This is a genomic window from Streptomyces sp. NPDC047022 (assembly GCF_040644155.1).
GTDB lineage: Bacteria > Actinomycetota > Actinomycetes > Streptomycetales > Streptomycetaceae > Streptomyces.
Genome location: NZ_JBEYVV010000022.1, coordinates 49904 through 60370, shown reverse-complemented (window position 1 = coordinate 60370; position 10467 = coordinate 49904). Strand labels below are relative to the sequence as shown.

Genomic DNA, 10467 nt, shown 5'->3' with positions numbered 1-10467 from the left:
GTCTCGGTGCTGGTGGTGCCTCTGGTGAGGGTGGTCCGTCGGATGCTTCGCATCTGCTGGGTGGTGACGCGGAGCCGTGGGCAGGTGACACGTCGTTGCCTGACGGGATGACGGGCGGTGCGGACATCGGCGGTCCCGGTCTGAGCCTGCCCGGCGGCGACGGCGCCGCGGCTGGGGATCCGGAGGCACTCCCGTCCCTCGGAGCGGCGGGCGACCCCGCTGCCGGGGCGGCGATCCCGGGTATGCCGGGGATGCCGATGATGCCGATGGGCAGCGGTGGTCTCGGTGCTGGTGGTGCCTCTGGTGAGGGTGGTCCGTCGGATGCTTCGCATCTGCTGGGTGGTGACGCGGAGCCGTGGGCAGGTGACACGTCGTCGCCTGACGGGATGACGGGCGGTGCGAACGGCGGCGGTCCCGGTCTGAGCCTGCCCGGTGACGTGGCCGGCGCGGTGCCGTCCGCCGGAGCGGCGGAGGACCCCGCTGCCGGGGCGGCGATGCCGATGATGCCGATGATGCCGATGGGCGGGATGAACGCCGGAGGCGGCGGTGACCGGGAGCAGCACAACTCCGACGCCTCCGGTCTGCTGGACGGATCGACGGAGCCGTGGACGGTTGCTTCCGGGGCCGACGATCACGGGGTGGGCTCGCCGTACGGCACGGCGCCCGACGAGGGCCGTCTGACGATGCCGGGCGACAACGGCCTGGCCGCCGGTCCGTCGACGGGGCAATCGGCGCAGGCGACGCCCTCCGGCCAGGAGCCGTCACAGCCGACGTCCGAGGCCGACGAGGCGCTCGACGCGGGAATTCTGGCGTGGATGCCGCTTCTCGCTGCCTCGGCCGGAGCCGGGGGCCTCGCGGGGAGCCACACCGGCTCGGGGGACACCCACACCCGCGCCTCCGAGGAGGCCGCAGGGGCGGTGTGGGGCGAGCCCGAGTGGGGAGTCGCCGGTACGGCGGCGGTCGCCGCGTACGGAGGGGAGCCCACGGGCGAGGAGACGGCCCGGCCGCGCGTCCCGGCCGAGTCTCACGGGCAGGCCGGGACACGGGAGGAGGCCCACGGGCCGACCCCGGCGGTGGAGCCGGAGCACCGGCTGAGCGACGGGGAGGCCACGGACCACCCGTCGGGCGGTGAAGCCACGCCGGACCACCGGTCGGGCGGCGAGGCCGCGCCGGGCCACCAGCCGGTCCACGAGGTAGACGCACCGCACCACCACCAGGGCTCGGAGAACGGTTCCGGAGCCTTGGCCGAGGGGCCCGCGGCGGTCCACGAAGCGTCCACTCCGGGGATCTCGGCCGAGGACGACACCGCCGCCTGGGACTTGACGGACGGTTCGCTCCTGCCGCTGCTCGACCCCCAGGAGGGTGCCGCGACCGCCGGCGAGCCTGCCGCGACCGATGCCGACATTCAGGAGGCCGCCGCGGCGACCGCGGTCGCCGCCGGTGCGTACACGCTGGCCCGGGGTGGCACCGCCGCCGAGCAGTTCACCGAACCCGCCCGAGCCGCTTGGCGGCCCAAGGCGTCGGGATCGGCTCCGGTCGAGCTGAGCTGCTCGTCTGCCGAACCGGAGGAGGAGCAGCCCGAGCCGGAGCCCCAGCCGGTCCCGGCCGGCGTGCGGAAGAAGGCCAAGGAGGGCGAGGAGGAGGGCAAGAGCAGCATCGCCGACCTGCTGCGCCAGGGGGAGGAGGTCTGGGGATGAGGCGCGGCACGGTCGCCGTGCCCGCTGACCTCGAAGGCAGATACGGATGTACTCAAGGCCATTCCCCGTCGCGCCCGGTTGGCGGCGCGCGGCGGCCGGGGTTGACTCGGGGCATCTGACGAGCGATCGAGTACGGCGTTGGGAGAACCGGGATGTCGTCCCCTTACGACGAACAGGTCGAGGAGTTGCTGGCCCAGTACCGTCAGGCGCGTGAGCAGGCTGCCGACACCCGGATCCAGATCAACGAGATCGAGGCGACGGCAACGGCGCCGCGCAGGGTGGTCAAGGTCACCGTCGGGGCCCAGGGCCAGGTGAAGGCGCTGGACTTCCCCACCCCCGCCTACCGCACGATGACACCGAAGGATCTTGCGAGGGTGATCTTGGCCACCGTTGAGAAGGCGCGCGCCGAGGCTCTGTCGAAAGTGTCCGAGGCGGCGCTGGGCGGGATGTTCGGTGGCATGTCGCCGGCCGATCTGCTGCAGGGTCGCGTCGATCCGCGTTCGTTCCTGCCCGAGGAACTGGACCTGCCCGACGTGATACGGGCCTACATCGACCATGGCCACGGCATGGAGGGGGGCCCGAGCCGTGACTGATCAGCACCAGTCGTCGAACGAGACGGTCAACGTCGACACGGACAAACTGAAGCCGGCGATCGCCAAATTCAATGACCTCGCCAGCCGGTTGAAGTCGGTCGGCACGGGTCTTGACCTGATCTGCCAGTCCTACGGAGAGCCGTGGGGTGACGACAAGGCAGGGAAGGAATTCTACGGAAAGTACGAGAAGCCGCACGCCGATCTGATCGACGCCGCACATGACGCCGGCGCCGGGTTCAGTATTGCGGCGGACAGCGTCGGCAAGATGGTGAAGGCCTTCGAGGACATCGGGGACCAGGCCGGGGCGCAGGGACGGCGGCTGCGGTTGTCCGTGGACCCGGGGACCGGGCAGGATCCGCCGCCCGCCCCGAACGAGTAGCCGGGCTTGGTGGAACGCCGTTCGCCACGGGACGTCTGCACCCCCTCGCGACGCGTGCCACGTGCACGATCACCTTGCGCCGCACGGCACGGCGCAACTGCCCTGTGCGGCAGGTCACATGAGCACATCCGGACGAGCGGACAGTGGAGAAGGAAATGAACGGCACGTCGGGCGAAAGCAGTTCGTCGCAGCAGCCGGACCCGGCGGCACCGACGGCACCGGAGACACCAAAGGCACCGGCGACACCGGTGCCGGAGGCGATGGATGAGCAGGCGCGTGTGCGGCCGGACGCCGGGGAGCCCACGGCGCCGACGGAACAGCCGGAGCAGGATCCGGATGACGCGGAGGCCGTGCCCGCCGTACCGGACCACATCCGTGAGGCGGCCCGGCTCGCCCCCGACCACTGGTTCGGAATGATCGATCCGACCTGGTCCGGGGCGGGTGAACCGCCCAGTTGGGCCGTGGTCGGACAGTGGCGTTCGGACCAGGACGGCGAGATCGTGGAGTGGCAGGACAACGAGGAGTACCGTCCGTCCCCCACGGCACTGGAGTGGCCCGATCCGACAGACCCGGTGGACGGCGCGGTCCAGCTGGCGGCGACGGGCTACGGCCCGCCGGAGGCCGTGACAAGGGCTCTGGTCACCGCCGAGTTCGCTGTGTTCGTCGCCCCCGGCGGCGGCCTGCTGTCCGCTGTCGCGCCGGATGACGAGACCCCGGTGGTACCGGTGTTCACCTCACCGGACCACCTGCAGACGGCGGGACGGCTGTCGTTCAGGCCCATGAAGGCCCCCGAACTGCTGGACATGCTTCCCGAGGGCCACCTGATCTACCTGAACGCCTCGGGTCCGGTGAGCATGGCGGTGGAGCCACAGTTCCTGCGTGAGGCGCTGGCAGCCGCGGGAACGGACGGCGAGAGCGCCTGGGACGGCGACCTGGACGACATCCTGCCGCACCCCGTCGACGCCGATACCGCGTCCTGACTCCTCTGACGTGCGGATCGCGAGCGGCGGCCCCGACCACAGGAGGAGTTGGCCGGGAGTGCAGACCCCGCTGTACACGGGTCCACGAACCACCGCCGGAGGTTGGAGGCCCGACGGTCTGCCTGTTCACATGGTCCTCCGGGCCCGCGCGCAGTCCCCGAGACGCTCGCGCGCGGGACAACACCGGAGGCGGCCGGTGAACCCCTGGGCCGGGCACCGGCCGCCCGCGACCGCACGTCCGGGCCACATGGTCCACAGAACTGATTCCGGCTTTGATCCGGGTGCGCCGAACGCCCCGGCCGTCTGACACGTCGACTGGGGGTCGCCGCGCATGAGCATCATGTTGCCCTCCGGGCTGCAATGGGTGGCGGCCCTGGCAGGCGGCTCTTGGCCGAAGGCCGACGAGGACAAGCTGTGGGCGCTGCAGAAGGCGCATCAGGACTACGCGAAACAGGTGCGTGCGATCGCGGCCGACATGGCGCCGGTGGTCGCGGATGTGAAGGCGGGGCTTTCCGGGGCCGCGGCCGATAAATTCCTGAAGAACCTGACGGATTCCCGGGCGGCACTGGAGCAGCTGGCGCAGCACGCCGATCAACTCGCCGAGCAGTGCGACAAGATGGCGCTGCAGGTGCAGTACGCCAAGCTCATGCTGTTGATGACGTTCGCGACGATGGCTGCCCAGATTGCGTTCCTGGCGTTCTGGGCGCCGGAGGCGGTGGCGGCGGTCGTCGCGGCGGGGCGTGCCGCGGTGATGATGATCCTGCGCCGGTTGCTGGCGTTCGTGGCGATCAGTGCCGGGCTCGGACTGGCCACGGATGCGACGGCCCAGTTCATCCAGATGCACTTCCTGGGGAAGCACCGGCATTCCTGGGACTGGCACCTCACGGGTATGGCCGTGGGCGGGGGCGCCATCAGCGGCGTGATCAATGGCGCCCTGTTCGGGATCGGGGGTGCGATCGCACCGAAGTTCATCTCCTCGTTCGTCGGGAAGGTGCTGACCGGCGCAGCGGGTGGCGCGGCCAGCACGGAAGCTGTCGACTCGGCGTTCAATGTCGACGGCAGCCCGGGACTGGGCGCCCTCGCGGGGGCGGTGGGCGGTGCGATCGGGCACATCCCGGCGTTGCGCGGCGGCAAGGGCGGCCCTGCGGCGGGGGATCTGGAGCCGTTCCCGGACGCGCCGCGCCTGGACGTGCCGGGCCCGGGAGAGAAGGGCGGGGGCTCTGGGGAGGGAGGCGCGCCGACGGGCGACGGATACCGTGGTATCACCCGTGAAGGCGATGGCCCCGAGCCGTGGGGGGAGGAGGGTGACGATCGGTCCTTGCATCGTTCGCTGTTGGAGGACGATGGCGAGGAGGGCCATGTTCCTTTGCTTCACGACTGGGACGGCGGTTCCCTGAGTTCTGACGGGGAGCGTTCCGTCACGTCGGGCACATCGAGTGGTGGTCGGCGCGACGGGGGGCACGACAGCGATCGCGCGTCGACGTTCTCGGTAGAGGACGACAGCAGCACGGTCCGGCACATCGAGGAGCCGCAAGAGCAGACCGGTCGCGGGTTCGCCGAACCCGGTGGCGCGACGGACCGCCAGCCGGGCCTTGGCTCAGGGCAGTCCGCGCCGAGGCTGTCGCTGACCAGGCCGTCGGAGCCGAACATCGTCGGCGGCAGCGGCGAGGCCGCTCCCAAGCCCTTCGCAGGCGACGGTGGTCTGCCGGGCTTCGACGCCGGCCATGTCACATCGGAACACGCCGTGGCTTTGCCTCCGCCGGAGCCCGTCGTCCCGCCTTCCGACGACGTCACGGGCGGCCGGTCGACTCCTGCTGTGCAGCAGGGGCAGCAGGGCCAGCACTCGGTCGCCCTGGGACAGGCCCCGCCGTCGCACCCGGCGGAGGGCCTCGGCCATGCCGGGCGTTCCGGCAACGACACGTCCGGGACCTCCTCCGGGTCGGCCAGGCAGCCAGGCGCCGTCCCGCCGTCGGCCGAGGCGGTCCAGCGGTCGGCCGAGCCGGTTTCGCAGCAGGGCGGCCCGGGGCCGCGGATGGGCGGTGACGCCCAACGTTCCGGTCCGCCCCCGGTGGAGGGCAGCGGTTCGCAGAGCACCCGCAGCCAGTCGCCTCAGTGGGGTCAGCACGCCGCACAGCCGTCCAAAGGCGGTGGGGTGGACGCTCCTCAGCCGGGCAGGCCGGGAGGTGCGTCGTCGGCTGAGCCGTCACAGTCGGCGTCGCCCTCGGCTCTGCCGTCCCAGGCGCCGCCCAAGAGGGTGCCTGTCGTGGAGGAGCCGAGCGGTGTGCCGGGGCCCGCCGCGCCCGCCGAGCACGCGCAGGAAGGTACGGCCGTCGCGGGCGGCCGCCCAGGGCCTTCGCACGCCGAACCGGCATCCACGCCGACGCAGAGGCCGCTCCTGCCACGAGATCCGGAGCCGCACGCTGAGCAGCAGCCGCAGACGCCCGCATCGGGCGTGGGCGCGGGCCGGACCGCCACCGGATCCACTCGGCAGTCTCCCGCCGAGACGGGAATCACGGGCGCTGCGCGGTCCGGAGCGGAGGGCGCGGTTCCCGCCGGCGGGGACCGGACACAGCCGCGACCGCCTGTCGAGAGCGGGGGACCCACGCCGCCGAACGACGGGCCGCACGTACGGCCGCAGTCTCCGCACGGCAGCAACGGCGTGTCGGATGCCGACCAGCGTCCCACCGAAGGCAGTACGTCGCACGCCCAGCAGGCGTCGGGACCGTCGACCGCGACCGACCACCGGTCCCTGCCGTCCGCGACGCCGGCTCCGCGGACCGGCACGGAGCATCCCCAGCATGTCGCTCGGCCGCACGACCACACGGAAGCACCCCAACCGCTGCACTCGGACGTCGAGTTGCCGTCCCCCGCGGAGCCACCCACCCCGTCCTACGTCTTCCACGCGGCGGACGAGGCGCGCGCCCGCGAGTGGACCGGCGCCCAGGACCGGATCGTCCGCTCGTACGAAGACCGGTTCGGCCACGAAGAAGAGAAGTTCTGGCAGCAGCAGAAGGCGGATGAGGCGGTGCGGGCCGCCCACGGCGGCCATCTGAAGCAGAACATGCACGGCGTTCCCGCACCCCGGCCCGGGAACCACCCGGCGGAGTGGGCCCGCAGGCTCGGTGTGCCGGGGGAGTTCGTCGACTCCGTGGCCCACGCCTACGAGCGGGCGCAGCGCGCCGGCCTGCCGGACGACGAGCCGGCGGCGGATCGGGATTCCGGCAACGCCCGTCTCGCGAAGGATCCGAAGCCGCAAGAGGGCCAGGGAGCTCCGGACCGGCAGCCGCTGATCGACAGCCTCTCCGATATCGAGGGCCTCCACGAGCACCAGTCCCCCGAGCAACTGGCCGACCGGATGCTCAGGCAGCATGCCCGCGCGGAGCAGGGCTGGCCGGACTGGCATGAGCGTGTCCGGAAGAACTTCGACGACGCCTGGCAGGCCGAACTGGAGAAGTTCCGCAGCGGCGCCATCTCCAGGCAGGAATTCGACAGGAACTTCAGGAACCTCTCCGAGGCACTCCCGGACGACTTCGAGGTGTCGGCCGCGACCGACTCCGCGCGGACGGCTGCCGAGGAGTTCTACGACAACTCCGAGCACCGCCCCACCGACTTGTCCGCCGGCGACGAGGCACGGAGCCGGGCCCGGTTCGTCGACGCGGCCGGGCGACAGGTGGAAGCGGCCGCCGCACAGGCGCGCGAGGCCGCCGCCAAGGCACAGCACGAAGCCGCCGAAGCAGAGCGCGCCGCCAAGGCAGAGCGCGCCGCACGCAGGGCAGAACGCGCCGCCGACGCGGAGCTTGCCGCCCGCAGAGGAGCGCGTGCCGCCCGCAAGGCAGTGCGCGCCGCCGCCGCCGAGGCACGGCGCACCGCAGACAAGGGTGAGGGCGGCGCCCTCAACAAGGCAGAGAGGGCCGCCAAGGCAGCGCGCGCCGCCGCGAAGGCAGAGCGCGCCGCCGCCAAGATAGCCCGCGCCGCCGCCAAGGCAGTGCGTGACGCCGCCAGGGGTGAGGACGAGGGCGCCACCCGGATCCATCCCATCGACTGGGACGAAATGCACCGGGTGGCCGAGCGGCGTATCCAGGAGCTGAACGACAGCCTGCGCACGAGGGTGGAACTCGACACCGCGGCTGCCGACACCTTCCGGCGGGCCGGGCGGGACTCGCAGGCGACGGAAGACCAGCAGAAGGCGTTGCGGGAGGATTTCACCACCGACTTCGAGGAGACCACGCGTCGCCTGCCCGACGGCCGCGAGATCCGCGGGCTGCCGCACGACGAGTGGACGGCGCACCGCCACCGGATCGAGCCCGCGGTGCACGAGCTGGCCGCCCGCTGGCGTGCGCGACTGGAGGCCAAGGTCGCCGAGGACGACCTGCTCGCGGACGCCCGACTGATCGTCGACTCGGGGAGATCCGGCTGGCGGCAGCAGTCGGCCCACGCCGCCGAGGACTTCGACGCCGTGGACTCCGCCGAGGTGGCCCGCCAGTACCACGAGGACGTCCGGGAGCGAGCCGCGGAGCAGGCGGGGACGGGGACGGGCGGCCACCGCCCGTCGGCCGAGGAACAGGCCGCCTACATCCGCGCCCTGCACGAGGCGCACGACGCCCTGCGGCACCAGCTCGCGGCACGGTTCGAGTACCACGCCGGACTGGGGGCGGCACTGCGCCGGGCGGACGCCTGGATGGACGAGATGATGGGCCGGGGCGAGGAGCCCCGTGTGCGGGACGACGTACGGAAGGAACTCACCAGCGGCTACCGCGAGGCGGTCGGCTGGCCCGAGAGCCGGACATGGTCCCCCGAGGAACTGTCCGCGCGCGAACAGAGATTCCATGAGTCCGTGTACGAGCCGGTGCAGCGCTCCGTACCGCACCGCGTGGCATTCGAGGCCGGGGCTCAGGAGGCGCTCCGGGAGGGCGCCGGCCGGTTCCACGACATGACCGCCACGACCAGCGACCTCTTCGGCGGCCGTGCCGTGAGGCGGGTGCAGGTCAGCGACGAGACGTTCGACAAGGTGAGGTCGGACTTCCGCGACGACTGGGCCACGAGCTACCACGACATCTACGGACCGCGGCAGCGCGACGTCGACGCCTGGCTGAACGCGGAGAAGAAGGAGGGCGACGGGTTCGGCAAGGAACTGGCCTCCAAATGGGAGCTGTTCGAGCATCGGTCGCCCTACGCCGAGCGGATGCGGGCGGCGGGCACCGACGAGGCCTCGGTGTCCCGGCGGCAGATGGCAGCGACCTTCCAGGAGATGTTGGGCAAGTCATGGACTCTTGACGAGATCTCGGCCTCGGCCGGGCTGGACCCGCACACTCTGAGCTCACCGAGCGCCCGCACCTCCTACGAACAGGGCGAGGCCGCTCTCCGGCACGAGTTCTCCCGGGAATGGGACCAGGCCAGGGAGCAGCACCCCGACGACGTACAGGCTTTCCGCGAGCAGCTGGCGCAGCGGACGCGCGAGCGCTGGGAGTCGCTGCGGGACGCGGCCCTGGCCGAGGAGAACGCCCACACCGAGTGGCGGAACCGGCCGTCCTGGACGATGCACACCTCCGGGCTCGAGGTCAGCCGCGACCCGTTCCGTCCGCCCGCCCAGGAGGCGCACGGTCAGGCGGAACAGCATCAAGTCATGGCCCAACTCCCGGCGCGGGAAGACCGGCAGGGCGAATCCCAGCAGGCGGCGGGCGGTTCGTCGCAGACGGCGCCGGCACGCCCCCGACCGCGGGACCAGGCAGCGACGGAGGCCATCGCACAGCTGGACCGGACGCGGGACGCCGCCGCGGCCCGCGAGGCGTCGTACCACCGCTTCGAAGAACAGCTGAAGACGCTCCCGCGGCTGCGGGACTACGACGCGTCCGCGCGGGTCGCACAGGTCCGGGAGTGGTACGCCGATGCCCGGGGCACGGCCCAGGACTCCGGTCATGCCCCGCTCGACGCTCAACTCACCGCGAGACTGCGGCAGATCGACGACGATGTGGCCGCCCGCGCGGCCACGCGTCAACTGTTCGAGCAGCAGGTTGCCTCCTCGCGGCCTTCTCCCTGGCACTGGGAGTTCCGTCACTCTCCGCGGTACGCACGGCTGGTGGACGACTTCCACCACGCGGCGACGGGCGAGACGGAGAACGGTGCGGCGCTGTCGGACGAGAACCTCTCAGCCGTGGCCGACAGGTTCCGGCACCAGTACATCCAGACGCACGACACATGGGCCCGGGCGGGCGCGGTGCTCGACTCGGCCGTGCGCGAAGCGGCAAAGGAAAGCTGGATCGCGCCCACCTTCAACAGTGACACACGGGCGTGGTACGAGAAACAACTCGCCCGGCTGCGCGAGCAGTACGCCACCGACCTGTCCGAGGCCGCCCGGTCCGAGGACGCGGTGGCCGAGACGGAGCGTCTGGACGAACACCTGCGTACGGCGGTGCAGCGGCTCCAGGCCCAGGCTCCTCAGGCGTCCGGCCTCGAGCGCGTGTTCCAGGAGCACGTCCGGTCGAGCAGGCCGCCCGACTCCAGGTGGGACCGTCGCACGGCCGCCTGGTACGAGAAGGAGCGCGCGGCCATCGCCGCTCCGCTGCTGCGTCGGCTGAACGACCAGGGTCCCGGCGCCTGGGAGAACGTCCGCAACGAGTTCAACCGGCGCACGGCCGGACTCGCCCAGGTCGCGCACTCCCGGCACGCGATGCGTCAGGACTTCCGCGACCTGCTCGCCGACCGGCCGGACCAGGCGGTCACGCTGTCGTCGTACGACGCGGCCGACTGGGCCGAGCAGCGGATCGAGGAGGCTCAGCAGAACTACGTTCAGACGCGTGAGGCCGCCGCGGCTCAGACCC

General features: G+C 72.1%; 4 protein-coding genes and 1 pseudogene (1 of these 5 running past the window's edge). All 5 read left to right on the top strand.

Going from position 1 to position 10467, the window contains the following annotated elements; translation table 11 throughout:
• A pseudogene (locus ABZ845_RS21800) lies at positions 1-1697 on the top strand (hypothetical protein); the annotation flags it as partial.
• A 152-nt stretch (positions 1698-1849) separates the two neighbouring features.
• Positions 1850-2290, top strand: coding sequence for a YbaB/EbfC family nucleoid-associated protein (locus ABZ845_RS21795; protein WP_360982120.1), 441 nt, complete (start codon positions 1850-1852; stop codon positions 2288-2290).
• A complete protein-coding gene (locus ABZ845_RS21790) occupies positions 2283-2669 on the top strand; it encodes a hypothetical protein (RefSeq protein WP_360982118.1) in 387 nt (128 codons plus the stop codon). Before ABZ845_RS21795 ends, ABZ845_RS21790 begins: the two co-directional genes overlap by 8 nt.
• Before the next feature lie 155 nt (positions 2670-2824).
• Positions 2825-3649 (top strand): type VII secretion system-associated protein, encoded by an 825-nt coding sequence (locus ABZ845_RS21785; RefSeq protein WP_360982116.1) that lies wholly within the window; start codon positions 2825-2827, stop codon positions 3647-3649.
• Positions 3650-3980: 331 nt separating this feature from the next.
• Positions 3981-10467 carry the beginning of a protein-glutamine glutaminase family protein gene (locus ABZ845_RS21780; RefSeq protein ID WP_360982114.1) on the top strand. Its footprint extends 46223 nt past the window's final position, so 6487 of the gene's 52710 nt are visible here — the first part of the coding sequence; its start codon is at positions 3981-3983; its stop codon lies beyond the right edge, outside the window.

Excerpts from the sequence above, each read along its gene's own strand:
- ABZ845_RS21785 (WP_360982116.1), top strand. The coding sequence starts at position 2,825 with ATGAACGGCACGTCGGGCGAAAGCAGTTCGTCGCAGCAGCCGGACCCG.
- ABZ845_RS21795 (WP_360982120.1), top strand. The coding sequence starts at position 1,850 with ATGTCGTCCCCTTACGACGAACAGGTCGAGGAGTTGCTGGCCCAGTAC.